Below are 17540 nucleotides of genomic sequence, written 5' to 3'. Positions count from 1 at the left end.
AGTGCGTGGGTTCCCTCAGAGGTAGTCAAAGAAGCGTGTCCACCACGTTGCGCCGTGTCGAGCATCAAGAGCAGCGAGCGCGCTCGGTCCGTCGTAGTCGTTCCAGAGCGGTGCTTCGGGAACGACCTGGTACCCAAGAGAATCGAGAGTGGCGTAGATCCGAGCCGCATCCCTGGCCGCCAGGCGCTCCTTGAACTCGTCCTGCGAGTACGCGCCTGGGTTCGTCACCGCGACGGTCGCCAAGCTCCCGAAGTTGCTGACAGAGACGACCAGCGGTTCGCCAGTTTCAGTCGCGGCCGAAGGGATGCTGACGCGGGCGTGAAGGCTTGCATCCTCGACGTGTCGATCTGCGTTGGTTCGGCAGGCGAAGGCTGCGTCAAGGCGACCCACGAGCTCATCAAAGAGTTTCCGGGTAGCGCTGTGGTCGAAATCGGACGGGACCTCGAGATGGTCGGGATCATCGAGCGACCGAAGCAATGACCACATCAGCTCGCCGTCGACAACGCACGCGTATGGATCCGGCCGGCCAGTCGGCGCGGCGCGAACCTCGTCCCACTCGTAGCCGCGATCCTCCAACTCGGCGCGGAGTTCATCCACCGATGTCACGAGCACCGTCATCGGCCACGACGGCGGCTCCTGCGCGCCGCCCCAGGTCAGATGCACCAGCGCCACAGCACCGTCGCTCAGGCGAAGGAGAGCGTCGTCCCGCGCGGGAACGCCCAGCCCGATGATCTCCCATGCGCGACCGTGGAGAACGTGGCCAGGTGCGATCTCTCGGCGCAACTCCCTCCTGTGTCGGGCCACCAAGGTGCGGCGCGCGACTCGGTCGCGCCGCCGCCGGAGGTCGATCCAGCGCTCCGGAAGGTCAAGCGAATCGATCCACGACGTCACGGCGCCTTCTCTCCAGCAGCGTCCTGCGCGCGCAGCCGCCCGTCGGTCACGTGCGGAGCTCGCCTTCGTGCACACAAAGTTCGATGGATCGGCCATCGAAGGTGAGTGCCAAGCCGACGAGTTCACCAGCTTCACTCCGGATTGCCGCGCACCATTCGAGACGCCGACCCACAAGACCCGAGAAGGGCTCCTCACTGCTCGCCTCCCGGAGCGTCCAGCGCCCGTCCGGGTCGATGTAGTCGTACGACACGAGCCAGGACTCATCACCCGCTCGGGTCAGGTCGACGTCCAGACACCCGTCGGTCGCACCACTGAGGAACAACCCGACCCCACCATCGAAGCGAAGATGAGCCGGGCCGACGCGGGGGTTGCTGGAGCCACCGGGATCGGTCCAAGCGAACCGCTCCACGGCGCGAAGACGCCGACCAACCGCATCGCCGCCAAACCCTCGCATGGCCGTCACGGTCCGCGCCGCCAGCTTCCTGACTATCGGCCAACTGGAGTCGTCGAGCCACGCCTGGTCAGATGACGTTGGCTCCTGTCGCTCCGAAACCGCCACCACTGCACGGACGACCGACCGGACTGCCGCCGCCTCGTGTTCGTCGACGAGAAGCGCCCCGATGTCCTCCTTGGGGTCGCGTACGTCCCAGAAGGTGTCGTCCACGAGCCAATGAACCGCTTCGGTCAGTGTGGGCCACTCCGCCGACGGGTTCGGACCGGCCAAGATGTCGAGCGCGTTGAGCACGTCCTCGCGACGGTCCGGCCACTCGACTCCCATGCCCAGATGGTGTCACCTACGTCGTCGCACGGCTCGCGCTTCCGCCTCTGACCTGCAGAGCCACGCCAGATCAGTAGTACCAGGGGTACGGCGACCAGTCCGGCTCCCGCTTCTCCAGGAACTGGTCACGCCCCTCCTGCGCCTCATCCGTCATATACGCCAGCCGCGTCGTCTCCCCCGCGAACAGCTGCTGCCCCACCAGCCCGTCGTCCAACAGGTTGAACGAGTACTTCAGCATCCGCTGCGCCGTCGGGCTCTTGCCGTTGATCAGCCGGCCCCACTCCAGCGCGGTCGCCTCGAGCTCGGCGTGCGGGACGGCGCGGTTGGCGGCGCCCATCCGGACGGCGTCGTCGGCGGAGTACTCCTGGCCGAGGAAGAAGATCTCGCGGGCGAACTTCTGGCCCACCTGCCGCGCCAGGTACGCCGACCCGTAGCCGCCGTCGAACGAGCCCACATCGGCGTCGGTCTGCTTGAACCGGGCGTGCTCGGTGGAGGCGAGGGCGAGGTCGCAGGTGACGAACAGGCTGTGCCCGCCGCCGGCCGCCCAGCCGGGGACGACGCAGATGACGACCTTCGGCATGAACCGGATCAGCCGCTGGCACTCGAGGATGTGCAGGCGGGCGAGGCGGGCCTTGTCGATGGCGCTCGGCTCCTCGGCGCCGGTGTCAGCGGCCCCGGCCGACACGTCCTCGTACTGGTAGCCGGCGCGGCCGCGGATGCGCTGGTCGCCGCCGGTGCAGAAGGCCCACTTGCCGTTCTTGGCGCTCGGGCCGTTGCCGGTGAGCAGGACGCAGCCGACGTCGGCGGACTGGCGCGCGTGCTCCAGGGTGCGGAGCAGCTCGTCGACGGTGTGCGGCCGGAAGGCGTTGAGGACGTCGGGGCGGTCGAAGGCGATCCGGACGGTGCCGTGCGCCTTGGCGCGGTGGTACGTCAGGTCGGTCAGGTCCTCGAACCCGGGGACGACGTCCCACTGGCTCGCGTCGAACGTCTCGCTCACGCCCTCGATCGCACTCATGGGCGCTCACGCTAGTCCGTGGGCGGCTCAGCCGAGCTGGCGGCGTACCTCCGCGGCGACGGCGGCACCGTCGGCGCGGCCCTTGACCTGGGGCTGGACGATGCCCATGACCTGGCCCATCGCCTTGGGGCCTGCGCCCGCGGCGCCGAGCTTCTCGACGGCGGCGGTCACGATGGCGGCGATCTCCTCGGGGCCCATCTGCTCGGGCAGGTAGTCCTGGATCACGGCGGCCTCGGCGCGCTCCTTGGCGGCCATCTCGGGGCGGTCGCCCTCCTCGAAGGCGACCGCGGCCTCGCGGCGCTTCTTGCCCTCGCTGGCGAGGACGGTGAGCACCTCGTCGTCGGTCAGCTCCTTGGCGACCTTGCCGGCCACCTCGGCGTTGGTGACCGCGGTCAGGATCATCCGCAGCGTGGACGAGCGGACGTCGTCGCGCGCCTTGATCGCGGTGGTGAGGTCGGCGCGGAGGCGGTCCTTGAGGATGCTCATGCCTTGATTCTGCCTGCCGTGTGTGAGGCTTGCCGAATGGGATTCGCGCGAGGCCTGCTGCGCGCCGCCGGCGCCGGCGGGATGCTCGGCACCGCGGTGACGTCGTACGCCCTGTGGGAGGCGCGTCAGTACACCCTGCGCCGCTACGACATCCGCACGCTCCCCGCCGGGATGCGCCCGCTGCGGGTACTGCACCTCAGCGACATCCACATGACGCCGGGGCAGCGCCGCAAGCAGGAGTGGATCCGCTCGCTGGCCGCGCTCGAGCCCGACCTGGTCATCGACTCCGGTGACAACCTGGCGCACCAGGGGGCGGTCGGTCCCGTCCTCGACAGCCTCGGCGGCCTGCTCGACCGGCCCGGGGTGTTCGTGCACGGGTCCAACGACTACTTCGAGCCGCGGCTGCGCAACCCGTTCGCCTACCTCCTGCCGGACAACGGCAAGCGGCACACGCACGTCCCCCAGCTGCCCTGGAAGGACCTGACCGCCGGGCTGACCGGCGCCGGCTGGCTCGACCTGACCAACCGCCGCACCACGCTCACCGTCGGCGAGACGGTCCTCGCGTTCGCCGGGGTCGACGACCCCCACCTGGAGTACGACGACCTGGCGGCCGTCGCAGGACCGGCCGACCCGGACGCCGACGTGCGGCTCGGGATCGCCCATGCGCCGTACCTGCGGGTGCTGGACCAGTTCGCCGCCGACGGCTACGACGCGATCATCGCCGGGCACACCCACGGCGGCCAGGTGTGCCTGCCGTGGCCCGGCGGCGCTCGTACGCTCGCCACCAACTGCGACCTGGACGCCGCCCGCGCGCGCGGCCTGCACCGCCACCCCGCCGACTCCCGTCCCGGCGACCCCGGCTCGTCGTGGCTGCACGTCTCGGCCGGCATCGGGAGCAACCCGTACCTGCGCATCCGCGTCGCCTGCCGACCCGAGGCGACCCTGCTGACGCTGCTGCCCCGGGGCTGAGCGCCACGCGCCACGTGGGTCCCCGATTGCAGGTCGGGCCGCTGGCTCCGCTATGCTCCCAGGCTTGTGAGCAGGCCCGGCAACGGGACGGACTCATGGCGGGCTGTGGCGCAGCTTGGTAGCGCGCCTCGTTCGGGACGAGGAGGCCGCAGGTTCAAATCCTGTCAGCCCGACCGCCGCCGGTGGACCCACGATCGCGTGGGTCCACTGGTCGTTTTAGACCCTGTCGCCCTGCGCCGCGTAGTAGTCCCGCTGCGCCGGGAAGTAGTCGTCGAAGTCCGGCAGCGCCGCACCGGTCATCGACGCGACGAGCTGGTCGAGGTAGTACTCCCAGCCCGGGCCGACCTCCCCCACCGCGTCCGGAGCCACGCGGCACATGACGAAGCGCAGCTCCGTGCGGTCCTCCCGGCCCTCGGCCGCGGTCAGGTCGACGGAGAGGTCCCAGGAGCCCATCTCGTCGGCGGTCAGGACCCGGAGCCGGCGCGGCTCGTCGCACTCGGTGATCGTGACGTCGGTCCACGGCGAGCCCTCCTCGAACCCGAGCTGGAGCCGTACGGTCTCGCCCACCGCGCCGACGCCCTCCCAGCGGCCGAACCAGCGGGCGGTGCGCTCGGGCTCGGTGACGGCGGCCCAGGCGTCCGCGGGGGCGCCGGGGAGGGTCCGGGTGAGGACGAGGTCGTGGGCGTCCCCGTTCGGCACGAGGCGGCCGGTGGGCGCGGGAGTGGGCGTAGGCGTCGGCGTGGTCATGCGGAGTTCTCCTTGACGTCGGGGGTGGTTTCGGGGGCGGCGGGTTCGGCAGCAGCAGCCGTACGTCGTTCGCGGCTGGTCCGGGCGACCTCGGTCGCCAGCGCGTCGAAGCGCTCCGGCAGCGCGAACGCGGGGCCGAGCAGGCGGTCGAGGTAGCGCGCGAGCTCGGCCAGCGGCTCCCGGCGCAGGGCGTAGATCCGCTGTCGCCCGGTGACGGTCGCCTCGACCACCCCGCACTCGACCAGGACCCGCAGGTGCTTGCTCACCGCGGGACGGCTGATCGCGAAGTGCTCCGCGATCCGTCCGGCCGGCAGCGGGGAGGCGTGGAGCAGCTCGAGGATCTCCCGCCGGACGGGGTCCGCGACCGCTCGAGCTCCCTGCATCCCGGAAGCGTAACCGATTGGCTACGCATTTGGCAGGGGTGCCCGATTTCGCCCATCGGCCTCCCGGTCGTGGGCGGTACGTTCGTGACACACTGCATGCCATGTCTGACGAGCAGGACAAGCTGAAGCTCAGCTTGGAGCCGCCCAAGCTGTTCGGGCGGAAGAAGAAGCCGGCCGACGCCGGCGCCGACGCCCCTGAGGCCGACGCGCCCGCCCCGCCGGTCGCGGAGGCGCCCGAGCGTCCCGCTGCTCGTCCGGCCCCGGAGCCTGAGGTCGAGGCCGAGCCCGAGGCCGAGCCCGAGGTCGAGGCCGAGGTTGAGCCGGAGGTCGAGGTCGAGGCGGAGGTCGAGCAGACCGCGGTCCTCGACGAGATCGTCGCTGAGCCCGAGCCGGAGCCCGAGCCGGAGCCCGAGCCGGAGCCGGTCGCCGTGGCACCGACCCCTGCCCCCGCGGCCGCGCCCGCGGCCAAGCCCAAGGCCGCCCCCAAGCCGACCCCGAAGCCGGCCCCGAAGCCGGCCCCGACCGCGACCGCCCCGACCCCCACCCAGGTCGAGCCCGAGCCGGTCGACCAGGCCGCGCTCGAGGACGCCGAGATCGCCGCGCTGGCGACGTCCGGGTCCGGCCCGCTGCTGAGCCTCTACCGTGCCGCGGCCCTGACCGGACTGGTCGTGGGCGCGGCGATGGTCGTCCTCACCTGGCTCTCGCTGCGCGGCTGCGAGGCGATCCGCGGTACGGCGTCCTGCGGCGGCGGACCGGGCTTCCTGCTGCTGGTCGCGACGTTCGCGCTGTGCGTGCTGCTGGGGGCGCAGCTGCTCAAGGCGTTCTCGATCCCGGATCCGGGCAGCAGCAGCTTCCTGGCCGTCGGTCTGGTCGCGGTGGTGGCGCTGCTGTTCCTGATCGACTTCCTCGACCACTGGTCGACGCTCATCCTGGTGCCGCTGCTGAGCATCGCGGCGCACCTGGCGTCCGTATGGGTCACCAAGACGTTCGTCGATCCCGAGGGCGCCTGAGCGCCCTCGGGATCTCGGTAGCGCGGAGGCTCAGCCGCGGGTAGCGGCGATGAGCTCCGCGATCTGCACGGTGTTGAGCGCGGCGCCCTTGCGCAGGTTGTCGTTCGAGACGAACAGCGCGAGGCCGCGGTCGTCGTCGACGCCCGGGTCCTGCCGGATCCGCCCCACGTACGACGGGTCCTTGCCCGCCGCGGCGAGCGGGTTCGGGATGTCGGCGAGCTCGACGCCGGGCGCGCCGGCGAGCAGCTCGCGGGCCCGCTCCGGGGTCAGCGCCCGGGAGAACTCGGCGTTGATCGCCAGCGAGTGCCCGGTGAAGACGGGCACGCGGACGCACAGGCCCGAGACGCGCAGGTCCGGGATGCCGAGGATCTTGCGGGACTCGTTGCGGAGCTTCTGCTCCTCGTCGGTCTCGTTGAGGCCGTCGTCGACGAGGTTGCCGGCGAACGGCAGCACGTTGTAGGCGATCGTCTTCTTGTAGACGCCCGGCTCGGGGAACGCGACGGCCTCGCCGTCATAGGCCAGCTCGCGGGCCTTGTCGCCGGCCGCGGTGACGCCGGTGGCGAGCTCCTCGACGCCGGCGATGCCCGAGCCCGACACGGCCTGGTACGTCGACGCGATGAGCCGGACCAGTCCGGCCTCCTCGTGCAGCGGCTTGAGCACCGGCATGGCGGCCATGGTGGTGCAGTTGGGGTTGGCGATGATGCCGCGCCCGGCCGCGATCACCTCGGCCGCCGCCTCCGGGTTGACCTCGGAGACGACGAGCGGGATCGACGGGTCCTTGCGGAAGGCCGAGGAGTTGTCGACGACGATGACGCCGGCGTCGACGAACCGGGGCACCAGCGCGCGCGAGGCGGTGGCGCCGGCCGAGAAGAGCGCGATGTCGAGACCGGTCGGGTCGGCGGTGTCGGCGTCCTCGACGGTGACCTCACGGTCGCCGAAGGCGAGCACCTTGCCGGCCGAGCGGGCCGAGGAGAAGAAGCGGATCTGGTCGACCGGGAAGTTCCGCTCGAGCAGGATCTGGCGCATGGCGACGCCGACCTGGCCGGTCGCGCCGACGACTCCGATGTTGACGCCCATGGGTCAGCGCCCCGTTCCGCCGTACACGACGGCCTCGATCTCGTCCGAACCCAGGTCGAAGGCGGCGTGCGCGGCGTTGACCGCGTCCTGCACCTGCGACTCGGCGACGACCACCGACACCCGGATCTCCGAGGTCGAGATCATCTCGATGTTGACGCCGGCCTCCGAGAGCGCCTCGAAGAAGCGCGCGGAGATGCCCGGCGAGGAGCTCATGCCGGCTCCGACGATGGACACCTTGCCGATGCTGTCGTCGTACTGGAGGCCATCGAAGCCCACCTCGGCCTTGAGCCGGTCGAGCGCGGTCATCGCCGTCTGGCCCTCGCCACTGGGCAGCGTGAAGGAGATGTCGGTGAGGCTCGTCGCGGCGGCCGAGACGTTCTGCACGATCATGTCGATGTTGATCTGCGCGTCGGCGACGGCGCGGAAGATGGCCGCGGCCTCGCCCGGCTTGTCCGGTACGCCGACCACGGTGATCTTGGCCTGGCTGCGGTCGTGGGCGACACCGGTGATGATCGCGGCTTCCATGGATCCTTCTCCCTCGGTGGGCACGGCAACGTCCTCGGCCTTGACGACCCAGGTGCCCTCCTTCTCGGAGAAGGACGAGCGGACGTGGATGGGCATGTCGTAGCGGCGGGCGTACTCGACGCACCGCAGGTGCAGGATCTTGGCGCCCTGCGCGGCCATCTCGAGGGTCTCCTCGTAGGAGATCCGCGGGACCTTGCGGGCGTGCGGCTCGATCCGCGGGTCGGCGGTGAAGATGCCGTCGACGTCGGAGTAGATCTCGCACACGTCGGCACGCAGCGCGACGGCGAGCGCGACGGCGGTCGTGTCGGAGCCGCCGCGGCCCAGCGTGGTGATGTCCTTGGTCGTCTGGGAGACGCCCTGGAAGCCGGCGACGATGGCGATCGCGCCCTCGTCGATCGCGGTCTGGATCCGGCCCGGCGTGACGTCGATGATCTTGGCCTTGCCGTGCTCAGCGTCGGTGATCACGCCGGCCTGGGAGCCGGTGAACGAGCGCGCCTCGTGGCCGAGGTCGTGGATCGCCATGGCCAGCACGGCCATCGACATCCGCTCACCCGCGGTGAGCAGCATGTCGAGCTCGCGCGCGGGCGGCAGCGGCGAGACCTCGTTGGCGAGGTCGATCAGCTCGTCTGTCGTGTCCCCCATCGCCGAGACGACGACCACGACCTGGTGGCCGGCCTTCTTGGTGTTGACGATGCGCTGCGCGACGCGCTTGATGCCGGCGGCATCGGCGACCGACGAGCCGCCGTACTTCTGCACGACAATGCCCACTCCGGACTCACTCCTGGCGATTGGGGAAGGAACGAGCCCGATTCTACGAGAGGCCGCTACGCCTTTTCGCCGCTGTCCAGCGCCGCGGCCGCCACCTGGACCAGCTCGAGCTCCTGGGTGGTGTCCAGGTCGACGTCGAGACGGTCGTGGGCGACCACCGAGAGCAGGGCCTTCATCGCCGATCCGGCCAGCGCGCCCCACGAGGAGACGTAGGAGAACTGCCACCACCACAGGGCCTCTTCGACGTCACCGGCGTCGTGGTGGCGTACGCCGACGGCGAGGTCGGCGGCGATGGAGGTCAGGTCGTCGGAGAGCAGGCCCTCGACGACCTCGGGGTCGTAGGGGTCGAAGACGTAGCTGTAGGTGTCGAGGTCGCCCAGCAGGCTCGCCAGCTGGAGGCGCAGGCCGTCGAGGTCGGGGTCGGGACCGTCGTCGGGCTGGTACTCGTCGCGCGGCGCGAAGTCGCGGTGCACGCCCAGCCGGGCGCCGGTGAGCGAGATCTGGCCGATCTGGAGCAGTAGCAGCGAGACCGCCTGGCCGCCGGTCGCCTCGGCCGCGACGACCCGCAGGCCGTCGAGGAAGGACCGCACGGACGCCGCGATGTCGTCGGCGAGCCGGACCGTCTCGGTCTCGACCGCGATCAGTGCCTCGAGCGCGGCCAGCCCCGGGAGCTGGTCGTTGCTCTTCCTCGTGGTGTCGCTCATGTCGCTGCCTGCCTTCCTACGAATGCTCGGCCCAGGGTGACCTCGTCGGCGTACTCCAGGTCACCTCCCACCGGAAGTCCACTTGCCAAACGTGTCACACGCAACCCCAGCGGTCCGAGCATCCGGGTGAGGTAGGTCGCGGTGGCCTCGCCCTCGAGGTTGGGATCGGTGGCCAGGATCACCTCGGTCACCGCGCCGTCGCCGAGCCGGGTGAGCAGCTCGCGGATGTGGAGCTGCTCGGGACCGATGCCGTCGATCGGCGAGATCGCCCCGCCCAGGACGTGGTAGCGGCCGCGGAACTCACGGGTCCGCTCGATCGCCACGACGTCCTTGTACTCCTCGACCACGCACAGCACCGACGGGTCGCGCCGCGGGTCGCGGCAGATCCGGCACTGGTCGTCCTCGGCGACGTTGAAGCAGATCGAGCAGAACTTCACCTTGTCCTTGACCTCGATCAGGACGTCGGCGAGGCGGCGTACGTCGGCGGGGTCGGCCTGGAGGAGGTGGAACGCGATCCGCTGGGCGCTCTTCGGACCGACCCCGGGCAGCCGCCCGAGCTCGTCGATGAGGTCCTGGACGACGCCTTCGTACATGGTGCGGTCGCCGTTCTAGAAGCCGAGCTGACCGGGGCCCGGGCCACCCTGGCCCGGCAGACCACCGAGGTCCGGCATGCCGCCGGCCAGGGGGCCGAGCATCTGCTCGGCGAGCGCGTCGACCTTGGTCCGGGCGTCGCGGAAGGCCGCGACGACCAGGTCGCCGAGGTCGGCGAGCGCCTCGGCGTCGGTGCCGTCGAGGGCGTCGGGGCTGATGCTGACCGCGGTCAGCTCACCCGAACCGGTGATGGTGACGGTGACCGCGCCCCCGGCGACGGTGCCGTCGACGGTCGCGTCGGCGAGGCGCTGCTGGGCCTCCTGGAGCTGGTCCTGCATCTGCTGGGCCTGCTGGAGCAGCGCGCCGAGGTCGAAGCCGCCGGGGCCGCCGGCCCCACCGAGACCACCGGCGAGGGCGTCGAACGGGTTCTGGCTCATGGGATTCGTCTCTTCTCTGGGGTTCTGTGGAGCGGCTTGCGGACGTGCGGGCGTGAAGGGGCGGCGGGTCAGCGGCCGCGGGGGATCTCCTCGATCACCTGGGCGCCGAGCTCACGGGCGAGGAGCTCCGCACTGGACTCCTCGTCGACCTCGGCGTCGGTGTCGAGGTTGACGTGGGCGTCGGGGTCCTCGGGCGGGGCATCGGCCTGGGCCTGGGCTTGGGCCTGGAAGTCGGCCATCCGAGGGCGGCGCGGCGTGGGCTCGGGACCTGGGCCGGGGTCGGGCGGGTAGCCGTCGTCGGGCGGCGGCGGCGGCTCGGTGGCCCACGGCGGCGGGTCGTTGTCGGGGGCAGCTGCGGCAGGCACGGCGGACGAGGCCGAAGCCGGCGGCTGGGCGGGGGCGGCGGACGGGGTGGGCTCCGGCGACGCGGGCGTCGCCGGACCGGTGGCGGCGACCTCGGGCCAGCCGCCGGCGGACGCACCGGCGTCCGTCCCGGTGGCGGGAGCCGGGGCCGGGGTGGGAGCGGGGGCGGGCGCCGGGGGCGGCGGGCCCGCGGACGGGTTCGCGCCGGGGTCGATGATCGCCTCGATCCGGACGTTGGCGCCGATCTCGTCGATCACCGCCTGCTGGACGATCTCGGCGTGCCCGCCGGTCTCGAAGGAGCGGCGCGGTCCGTCGTTCTGGAAGCCGAGGCTGAGCACGGATCCGTTGAACCCGACGACCTGGGAGTTCTGGGTGAGGTGGATCCAGGTGACCCGCTTGACGCTCTTGACCCGGTCGATCACCGACGGCCAGAGCCGGCGGACGTCGACGAGGGTGAGGCCGCTCCCGGTGGCAGCCGGCTCCGGCGCCGGCACGGGCGGGGGCGCGGGAGCCGGCTCGGGCTCCCGCACCGGCTCGGGCTCGGGCTCGGGCTCCGGCGGGGGTGCCGCGGCAGCGGGCACGGGAACGGGCGCCGGGGCCGGGGCCGGGGGCCGCTCCTCGGCGAGCTCGGGCGCGGCCCGCTCGGCGCGCGAGGGCGCCGGCCGGTCCTGCGCCGGTACGGCGGCCGGGGCCGGCGCGGGCGCCGCCTCCGCGGACGTCGTACCGCTGATCGAGGCGCGGCGCTCGAGCCGGTCGAGGCGGGCGAGGACGCCTTCGGTGGTGTGGTCGGCGGCGGGGAGCAGGATCCGGGCGCAGATCAGCTCGAGCAGCAGCCGCGGCGCGGTGGCCCCGCGCATGTCGGTCAGCCCGGCGGCGACCAGGTCGGCGGCCCGGGTGAGCTCGCCGCGCCCGAAGGCCGTGGCCTGGGCGACCAGGCGGTCGGCCTGGTCGCTGGCGACGTCGAGGAGACCCGACGCCGCGGCGTCGGGCACCGCGGAGATGATGACGAGGTCGCGCAGCCGGCGCAGCAGGTCCTCGGTGAAGCGGCGCGGGTCCTGACCGGTCTCGATCACCTTGTCGACCACGCCGAACACCGCCGAGCCGTCGCCCGCGGAGAACGCCGAGACGACGTCGTCGAGGAGCGTGTCGGGCGTGTAGCCGAGCAGCCCGCTGGCCAGCTCGTAGGTCACGCCCTGCGGCCCGGCACCGCCGAGCAGCTGGTCGAGCACGGAGAGGGTGTCGCGCGCCGACCCCGCCCCCGCCCGTACGACGAGGGGCAGCGCCGCGGGCTCCATGGCCACGCCCTCGCGCTCGCACAGCTCGGTCAGGTACGACGTCAGGAGCCGCGGCGGGATCAGCCGGAACGGGTAGTGGTGGGTGCGCGAGCGGATGGTCGGGATGACCTTCTCGGGCTCGGTCGTGGCGAAGATGAACCGCAGGTGCGGCGGCGGCTCCTCGACCAGCTTGAGCAGGGCGTTGAAGCCCTGCGTGGTGACCATGTGGGCCTCATCGATGATGTAGACCTTGTAGCGGCTCTTGACCGGCGCGAAGAACGCCTTCTCGCGCAGGTCGCGCGCGTCGTCGACACCACCGTGCGAGGCGGCGTCGATCTCGATCACGTCGATCGACCCCGGCCCGTTGCGGGCCAGGTCGCGACAGCTCTCGCACTCGCCGCACGGGTCGGAGATCGGGGCACGTTCGCAGTTGAGGGCGCGGGCCAGGATCCGCGCGCTCGTGGTCTTGCCGCAGCCGCGTGGGCCGGAGAAGAGGTAGGCGTGGTTGACCCGGTTGCCGGCGAGGGCGGCGCGCAGCGGCTCGGTGACGTGCTCCTGCCCGATCACCTCGGCGAAGGTCTCGGGCCGGTAGCGGCGGTAGAGCGCGAGCGGGGAGTCCACGTCAGAACACTAACCACCCGGTCCGACACGGGACAGGCGCCGTCCCCCCAGAACGCGAAGGCCCCCCGTGCACCCGATAGAGCTCACTTACCCTTGCTGCCTTCCGGCCCTGGGGGAGTTGGGTGAGATACCGCCGCACGGGGGGTTGCGATCACTTTAGAGGATGGGCCCGCGAGGGCTCACATCAGCGTCGCGCTGACGCCGCCGGCCGGGTCCCTGGAGCGGGCGCCAGTCCCGATTCCACCTCCCCGTCCATCTGCCGGTAACCTCCTCCGCGGAGGTATCGCCTAGTGGCCTATGGCGCTCGCTTGGAAAGCGGGTTGGGTTAATAGCCCTCGGGGGTTCGAATCCCCCTACCTCCGCCGATCGAACGGCGCTGACCTGCGGGTCGGCGCCGTTCGCGGTTTTGGGGCTCAGCGCCGCCGCGACAGGAGCGGCCGCAGCACGATCAGTACGACGAGCGCCGCGCCGCCGCCGAGCCCCCACCAGACCGCGTCCTCGCGGGCGCCGGCCAGGACGTCGGCCTGCTCGCGCGGGGGCCGGGCGGGGGTCATCGGGTCGGCGTCGGGGACGGGGGCGGTGTCGATGCGGCGCTGGACGGCCTCGACGGGCTGGACGACGCCGTAGCCGGTGACGGCGCTGGTGCGGCCGCCGCTGCCGCTGGCGGTCTGCTCGAGGCGGCGGGTGAGGGTGGCGGCGTCCTCGTCGGGGTGGGCCGACCAGACGAGGGCGGCGACGGCGGCGACCTGGGCGGCGGCCCAGTGGGTCGAGGGGGTGGTCAGGGTGCACCAGCCGCCGTTGAGGCCGCGGGAGACGGCGCCGGCGCCGGGGGCGGCGAGGTCGATGCGCGAGCTGCGCAGGACGGTGCCCGCGCTGGGGTCGGCGACGCCGACGGCCAGGACGCCGGGCGCGGCGGCGGGCCAGACGATGCCGGCGGCGTCCTCGCCGACCTTGTCGTCGGCGAGCTGCTCGGGGAAGGTACCGGCCTCGGGTCGGTCGCCGGAGGCGGCGACGACGAGGGCGCCGGAGGCGACGAGGCGGGCGACCTGCTTCTCGAGCGCGGCGGAGTGGGGGACCTGGGTCGGGACCAGCACGACCAGGCGTCCGCGGTAGGCCCCGGACCGCTGGTCGGCGATCCGCTCGAGCTTGGTGGCCAGGCCGGACGCCATCGGGACCACCTCGCCGTCGGAGCGCTGGGACGCCGGGGCCGTGTAGAAGGACTCGGACAGGACCGTGGCCTCCGGCGCGATGCCGACGTCGACGCGGACCGGGGCGGCCTGGTCGCGGCCGCCGATGATGCCGGCCGCGGCGAGCCCGTGCCCGCTCGAGGTGCCCGGCTGCGCGGCGTCGGGTGAGCTGAACGGCGTGTCGACGACGACCACGGTGACGCCCGCGCCCGCCTTCTTGCCGCTGAGCGCGCGGGCAGCCTCCTGGGCCTGGGGGACCTGGAGCCGCTCGTTGGCGGCGTTGGAGCCGCCCACCGTGAGCTGGTCGGCGTAGTCCTCGGTGACCGACGGGCAGTCCGGGCCGGTCGGCTCGGCAGCACCCACCACGCCCGCCAGGCCCGCGCCGGCAGCCGCGGGCGCCGGTGCCGGCACGGCGAGGCTCAGGGCCGCGGCCGCGAGCGCGGTCGCTAGGTGCCGCACGTCCGGGTCCGGGACGGCGGGCAGAGGGCGGCGTCGATCGAGAGCTCCGGGCCGTCCTCGAAGAGCTTGTTCCACACATCCGGTACGACGACCGCCGGCACCTTGTCGTAGCCGAGCTTGCCCAGCTCGTCCCGGCCTGCCACCTGGTAGCTGTAGCCGCGGTCGTCGATCAGGTGCAGGGTGCCGTCGGCGGAGGTGTTCCAGTCGGCCGAGCGGACCAGCGCGCCGCGGCCGGACTCGACGTCGGCCTCCTGGGCGCCGGGGACGACGTCATCGGCGGCGACCGCGCCCTCGGGATCGGTGGCGAGCACCACGGCGGGCTGCTCCCCCTTGGCCGTGACGAGCTCGGCGCAGACCTGCTGGGTCGCGCCCGGCGAGCCGGAGATCAGGTCGGTGGGCCAGGAGGCGTCGGCATAGGGCGAGTCGGGGACGACCCGGTAGCCGACGCCGTCCTTGGGCGTCACCACCGCAGGCTGGCGGGTGCCGGCCAGCACGCCGGCGGCGAACTCGGTCAGCTCGGCCGGACCGGCCTTGGTGATCACGTAGGAGGCGCCAGACTTGGTGAACACGTCGCCGACGGCCGCGCCGGGGAAGCTCGGCAGGCCGGCGTCCTCGCCGAGGCCGGTGACGCCGAGGCCCTCGGCGTCGAGCGCACCGCCGGGCGGGAACAGCTCGAGCCAGGCGTCGGGGACCTCGATCTCGTTGCCGGGCTGGACGTTGAGAGCCGTGGTCAACGGCCCGGAGTCCAGGTCGGGCAGCAGGTAGCGGTAGGCGCGGCGCGGGTGCCCGGGCACCTCGGCCTCGGCGATGAGGTAGGTCTTCTTGCTGGTCGCCCCGGTGACCACGAAGCCCTGGTCGGGCGTGGTCGTGACGCCGGGCCGCTCCCGAACCGCGGCGCGGACGCCCAGACCGGTGCCGGTGCAGGCGGTCCAGCGCGAGTTGACCAGCTGGTCGGCCAGCGGCACGGTCGCGGGGGCGTCGAGGATGCCGATCGGCGGCCCCTTGGGCTGCGAGGCGATCTCCTTGTCGGGGACCTTGCGGGCCTTGATGTCGGCGCCGAGGATCAGCTGGGCCGAGGTGACGTTGATGACCGGGCGGATGGTCGGCTCGCCGGGCACGAGGTCCTGGTCGAGGATGACGTAGAGCGCGCCGCGCTCGTCGCTGACCAGGCCGGGCTTCTTCCAGTCGACCTCGGCGCGCTGCGAGAGCGTCCCGGCGATCGCGGCGCCCGCGACGAGCAGGATCGCCAGGGCGACGCCGCCGACGATCATCCGGCCGGGCCGGGCGGGCTCCACCTCGCGGCCACCGGGTGCGCCGGAGACGAAGGCGGTCACGAGCCGGCGGCGGCTGAACGAGTACGCCTCGACGAGGTCCTTCTTGGTCGCCATCGTGGTGCCGCTCAGCCGACCCAGTCGCGGACCTGCGCGAACAGCCCGGTCGCCACGACCAGGAGCGGCAGGAGGGTCAGCAGCGCGACGGACTCGAGGACGTCGCCGAGCCGGCCCCGTCGTACGGAGGGGGCGGCGGGGCTGAGCGTCGCGACCAGCAGCACCGCGCCGATGACGGCGAGGACCACGGCGAGCGTGGGCCGCCAGTCGGGGTGGAGCACGAGGACGGCGAGCGCGGTGGCCGCGATCCCGGCGATGCCGGAGCAGAGGCCGACGAGGACCTCGCTGCCGGTGCGGTACTGGCGGGTGCGGAGCATGACGATCAGGCAGGCGTCGACGGCGAGGAGGGTGCCGGTGACGCCGAGGCTGACCGCGAGCGGGGAGACCAGGACGAGCAGCAGGCCTACCGTGCCGGAGATCGCGAGCAGGATCTCGTGGGCGATCCGGGCGTCGGCGGCGACCCGGCCGGGCTCGATGTCCTCGGGGTCGGAGGTGATGTCGGCGGGCGTGAAGAGCTGGTCGACCCGGGTCGACGTGGCGCCCAGCGCCAGCCACGGGAACACGCTGCCCGCGAGGACGACGAACGCCAGGACGGTGGTGAGCAGCGCGGCCGGTGCGATGCCGTCGGTCGCCGAGCGCAGGTAGAGGCCGACCGCCAGCGCCAGCGCGCCGACCACGACGGGCGGGAACACGAGCGTGCGGCCGGGGCCGAGCCCGATCAGGCAGATGACGCCCGCCACGAGCGCTCCCGCGCCGGCGGCCGCGAGCGGGTCGGCGAACCACGAGGTGGTGCCGGAGGTGAGCATGATGCCGGCGATCGCGGCATAGCCCGCGCCCAGCCAGGCCACCCCGACACCCGCCTCGGGCTCGCGCTGGGCCCGGGAGAGCACGATGGCGCCGGCGCACAGCACCAGCGCGACGAGGGCGGAGGCGGCCGCGGCCAGGTCGGAGCCGCGCTGCACGAGCAGGGCCGCGGCGCCGAGGGCGAGGAACAGGCCCGCCGCCACGAGCGCCGTACGGCGTCCGGTGGCCGGGCGCCACGGCTGGAGGTCGTGCTCGACGACGTCGGTCATCGCCTCGACCACGTCGTCGTAGACCCGCGGGGCGGGATCGTCGACGCCCGCGGTGACGGTGAGCAGGCCGCCGTCCTCGATGCCCTGGAGGGTGAGGCCGGTGTCGAGCGCGAGCCGGCGGCCGTCCGACGTACCGACCCGGTAGCCGCCGTGGACGGTGGCCGGGTCGAGGAGCCCGACGCTGCGGGCGAGCTCGGGCAGCAGCTCGGCGACCGGGACGGCGCCGGGAAGCACGAGGTCCACGCGCCGGGTGCCGGACGTGACGGTCACCCGCACCAGTCCGGACGCGACCGTGCCGGCCGTCCGCGGCGTCTGTGTCATGTGCTCAACCCTTCCCGAGAGCCCGGTTCCGCATCGTACGAGAACAGCACGTGAGGGACCGACACACGGTGTGTCGATCCCTCAGTGGCCCTTGGTCGGCAGCGCGGCGGGAGGCGCGTCGCGGGCAGCTTGCTGCCCCTCGTGCGCCGGAGACGCGCTCGACCCGACGATTCAGAAGTCGAAGCGGGCGGCGCCGCGCTTGTCGGCGGCCATGTACTCCGCGTTGGAGGTGTAGACGCTCTTGTGGCTGTCGTCGAGCAGGTCGCGCATCTCCTGCATCGCCCAGTCCCAGGCGGCCTTGGCCTGGCGGTAGGCCTCCTGCTGGGTGCCGCTCCACGTGGCGACGTGGGGGGCGACGTCGGACTCGAGGCTGTTGAGGCTCTCGTCCATCTTCTTGACCGTGGCGTACATGTTCTGCGCGGCGGTGTCGAGCTCTGCGTGGTTGACGCGAAGTCCGTCGAGGCTCATGTCGT

The 17540-nt window shown here is 72.6% G+C and carries 18 protein-coding genes, 2 tRNA genes and 1 other RNA gene; 4 read left to right on the top strand and 17 right to left on the bottom strand.

Translation table 11 applies throughout. The features are described from left to right. Nucleotides 1-15: 15 nt before the first annotated feature. From CCO04_RS02575 to CCO04_RS02560, 4 genes are all read right to left on the bottom strand, one after another. The gene (locus CCO04_RS02575; RefSeq protein ID WP_215812517.1) at nucleotides 16-891 is read right to left on the bottom strand and encodes a hypothetical protein; all 876 of its coding nucleotides are present in this window, start codon (nucleotides 889-891) and stop codon (nucleotides 16-18) included. 46 nt (nucleotides 892-937) lie between these two features. Then, complete coding sequence (locus tag CCO04_RS02570) at nucleotides 938-1669, bottom strand: hypothetical protein (protein WP_215812516.1); 732 nt, start codon at nucleotides 1667-1669, stop codon at nucleotides 938-940. A gap of 70 nt (nucleotides 1670-1739) precedes the next feature. Then, on the bottom strand, nucleotides 1740-2684 hold the full coding sequence (locus CCO04_RS02565; RefSeq protein ID WP_215812515.1) for a 1,4-dihydroxy-2-naphthoyl-CoA synthase: 945 nt from the start codon (nucleotides 2682-2684) through the stop codon (nucleotides 1740-1742). Between the two features lie 27 nt (nucleotides 2685-2711). After that, nucleotides 2712-3170: a GatB/YqeY domain-containing protein gene (locus CCO04_RS02560; RefSeq protein ID WP_215812514.1), complete on the bottom strand. Its 459-nt coding sequence runs from the start codon at nucleotides 3168-3170 to the stop codon at nucleotides 2712-2714. A gap of 36 nt (nucleotides 3171-3206) precedes the next feature. Here CCO04_RS02560 and CCO04_RS02555 point away from each other — a divergent pair, with 36 nt between their 5' ends. Both CCO04_RS02555 and CCO04_RS02550 read left to right on the top strand, forming a co-directional pair. Further along, entirely contained in the window at nucleotides 3207-4139 is a 933-nt protein-coding gene (locus tag CCO04_RS02555; protein ID WP_215812513.1) for a metallophosphoesterase, read from the top strand. A gap of 99 nt (nucleotides 4140-4238) precedes the next feature. Further along, a tRNA-Pro gene (locus CCO04_RS02550) sits at nucleotides 4239-4312 on the top strand. 43 nt (nucleotides 4313-4355) lie between these two features. Here CCO04_RS02550 and CCO04_RS02545 read toward each other — a convergent pair. Together CCO04_RS02545 and CCO04_RS02540 are read right to left on the bottom strand one after the other, a co-directional pair. Further along, the gene (locus tag CCO04_RS02545) at nucleotides 4356-4886 is read right to left on the bottom strand and encodes an SRPBCC family protein (RefSeq protein WP_215812512.1); all 531 of its coding nucleotides are present in this window, start codon (nucleotides 4884-4886) and stop codon (nucleotides 4356-4358) included. Next, the gene (locus CCO04_RS02540) at nucleotides 4883-5269 is read right to left on the bottom strand and encodes a helix-turn-helix transcriptional regulator (RefSeq protein WP_215812511.1); all 387 of its coding nucleotides are present in this window, start codon (nucleotides 5267-5269) and stop codon (nucleotides 4883-4885) included. The genes CCO04_RS02545 and CCO04_RS02540 overlap by 4 nt, the downstream gene beginning before the upstream one ends. A gap of 101 nt (nucleotides 5270-5370) precedes the next feature. On the opposite strand from CCO04_RS02540, the gene CCO04_RS02535 reads away from it, so the two are divergent. Continuing rightward, a complete protein-coding gene (locus tag CCO04_RS02535) occupies nucleotides 5371-6279 on the top strand; it encodes a hypothetical protein (RefSeq protein ID WP_215812510.1) in 909 nt (302 codons plus the stop codon). A gap of 30 nt (nucleotides 6280-6309) precedes the next feature. Here CCO04_RS02535 and CCO04_RS02530 read toward each other — a convergent pair whose 3' ends face one another. From CCO04_RS02530 to ffs, 7 genes are all read right to left on the bottom strand, one after another. Then, complete coding sequence (locus CCO04_RS02530; protein ID WP_215812509.1) at nucleotides 6310-7356, bottom strand: aspartate-semialdehyde dehydrogenase; 1047 nt, start codon at nucleotides 7354-7356, stop codon at nucleotides 6310-6312. A gap of 3 nt (nucleotides 7357-7359) precedes the next feature. After that, nucleotides 7360-8649, bottom strand: coding sequence for an aspartate kinase (locus CCO04_RS02525; protein ID WP_215812508.1), 1290 nt, complete (start codon nucleotides 8647-8649; stop codon nucleotides 7360-7362). A 56-nt stretch (nucleotides 8650-8705) separates the two neighbouring features. Then, entirely contained in the window at nucleotides 8706-9353 is a 648-nt protein-coding gene (locus CCO04_RS02520; protein WP_215812507.1) for a DUF5063 domain-containing protein, read from the bottom strand. Then, complete coding sequence (recR, locus tag CCO04_RS02515; protein ID WP_151582346.1) at nucleotides 9350-9946, bottom strand: recombination mediator RecR; 597 nt, start codon at nucleotides 9944-9946, stop codon at nucleotides 9350-9352. The genes CCO04_RS02520 and recR overlap by 4 nt, the downstream gene beginning before the upstream one ends. Before the next feature lie 15 nt (nucleotides 9947-9961). After that, complete coding sequence (locus CCO04_RS02510) at nucleotides 9962-10381, bottom strand: YbaB/EbfC family nucleoid-associated protein (RefSeq protein ID WP_215812506.1); 420 nt, start codon at nucleotides 10379-10381, stop codon at nucleotides 9962-9964. Between the two features lie 68 nt (nucleotides 10382-10449). Then, nucleotides 10450-12639 carry a DNA polymerase III subunit gamma and tau gene (locus CCO04_RS02505; protein WP_215812505.1) on the bottom strand — a complete coding sequence of 730 codons (2190 nt, stop codon included), beginning with the start codon at nucleotides 12637-12639 and terminating at the stop codon, nucleotides 10450-10452. A gap of 56 nt (nucleotides 12640-12695) precedes the next feature. Continuing rightward, nucleotides 12696-12786, bottom strand: an RNA gene (gene ffs / locus CCO04_RS02500) — signal recognition particle sRNA small type. 129 nt (nucleotides 12787-12915) lie between these two features. Between ffs and CCO04_RS02495 the strand changes: the two genes are divergently transcribed. Next, nucleotides 12916-13001 (top strand) — tRNA-Ser (locus CCO04_RS02495). Nucleotides 13002-13052: 51 nt separating this feature from the next. Here the strand turns inward: CCO04_RS02495 and CCO04_RS02490 are convergent. The 4 genes from CCO04_RS02490 to CCO04_RS02475 all read right to left on the bottom strand — a co-directional run bounded on the left by CCO04_RS02490 (nucleotide 13053) and on the right by CCO04_RS02475 (nucleotide 17535). Then, the gene (locus CCO04_RS02490; protein ID WP_215812504.1) at nucleotides 13053-14285 is read right to left on the bottom strand and encodes a S8 family serine peptidase; all 1233 of its coding nucleotides are present in this window, start codon (nucleotides 14283-14285) and stop codon (nucleotides 13053-13055) included. Next, nucleotides 14273-15673, bottom strand: a complete 1401-nt coding sequence (gene eccB, locus CCO04_RS02485; protein WP_215812503.1) for a type VII secretion protein EccB — start codon at nucleotides 15671-15673, stop codon at nucleotides 14273-14275. Before eccB ends, CCO04_RS02490 begins: the two co-directional genes overlap by 13 nt. An 11-nt stretch (nucleotides 15674-15684) precedes the next feature. Then, nucleotides 15685-17067, bottom strand: a complete 1383-nt coding sequence (eccD, locus tag CCO04_RS02480; protein WP_215812502.1) for a type VII secretion integral membrane protein EccD — start codon at nucleotides 17065-17067, stop codon at nucleotides 15685-15687. Between the two features lie 171 nt (nucleotides 17068-17238). Then, nucleotides 17239-17535: a WXG100 family type VII secretion target gene (locus CCO04_RS02475; RefSeq protein WP_215812501.1), complete on the bottom strand. Its 297-nt coding sequence runs from the start codon at nucleotides 17533-17535 to the stop codon at nucleotides 17239-17241. Nucleotides 17536-17540 lie beyond the last annotated feature (5 nt).

Origin of the sequence: Pimelobacter sp. 30-1 (assembly GCF_018831735.1) — a bacterium.
Lineage (GTDB): Bacteria > Actinomycetota > Actinomycetes > Propionibacteriales > Nocardioidaceae > Nocardioides.
This window is presented reverse-complemented; position numbering and strand designations above follow the sequence as displayed.

What these genes read in the sequence shown, in the direction of transcription:
- CCO04_RS02475 (WP_215812501.1), bottom strand. Translation starts at nt 17,535, where the DNA reads ATGAGCCTCGACGGACTTCGCGTCAACCACGCAGAGCTCGACACCGCC.
- CCO04_RS02545 (WP_215812512.1), bottom strand. Translation starts at nt 4,886, where the DNA reads ATGACCACGCCGACGCCTACGCCCACTCCCGCGCCCACCGGCCGCCTC.
- eccD (WP_215812502.1), bottom strand. Translation starts at nt 17,067, where the DNA reads ATGACACAGACGCCGCGGACGGCCGGCACGGTCGCGTCCGGACTGGTG.
- CCO04_RS02530 (WP_215812509.1), bottom strand. Translation starts at nt 7,356, where the DNA reads ATGGGCGTCAACATCGGAGTCGTCGGCGCGACCGGCCAGGTCGGCGTC.
- CCO04_RS02565 (WP_215812515.1), bottom strand. Translation starts at nt 2,684, where the DNA reads ATGAGTGCGATCGAGGGCGTGAGCGAGACGTTCGACGCGAGCCAGTGG.
- CCO04_RS02560 (WP_215812514.1), bottom strand. Translation starts at nt 3,170, where the DNA reads ATGAGCATCCTCAAGGACCGCCTCCGCGCCGACCTCACCACCGCGATC.
- CCO04_RS02520 (WP_215812507.1), bottom strand. Translation starts at nt 9,353, where the DNA reads ATGAGCGACACCACGAGGAAGAGCAACGACCAGCTCCCGGGGCTGGCC.
- CCO04_RS02510 (WP_215812506.1), bottom strand. Translation starts at nt 10,381, where the DNA reads ATGAGCCAGAACCCGTTCGACGCCCTCGCCGGTGGTCTCGGTGGGGCC.
- CCO04_RS02540 (WP_215812511.1), bottom strand. Translation starts at nt 5,269, where the DNA reads ATGCAGGGAGCTCGAGCGGTCGCGGACCCCGTCCGGCGGGAGATCCTC.
- eccB (WP_215812503.1), bottom strand. Translation starts at nt 15,673, where the DNA reads ATGGCGACCAAGAAGGACCTCGTCGAGGCGTACTCGTTCAGCCGCCGC.
- CCO04_RS02535 (WP_215812510.1), top strand. Translation starts at nt 5,371, where the DNA reads ATGTCTGACGAGCAGGACAAGCTGAAGCTCAGCTTGGAGCCGCCCAAG.
- CCO04_RS02555 (WP_215812513.1), top strand. Translation starts at nt 3,207, where the DNA reads ATGGGATTCGCGCGAGGCCTGCTGCGCGCCGCCGGCGCCGGCGGGATG.
- recR (WP_151582346.1), bottom strand. Translation starts at nt 9,946, where the DNA reads ATGTACGAAGGCGTCGTCCAGGACCTCATCGACGAGCTCGGGCGGCTG.
- CCO04_RS02570 (WP_215812516.1), bottom strand. Translation starts at nt 1,669, where the DNA reads ATGGGAGTCGAGTGGCCGGACCGTCGCGAGGACGTGCTCAACGCGCTC.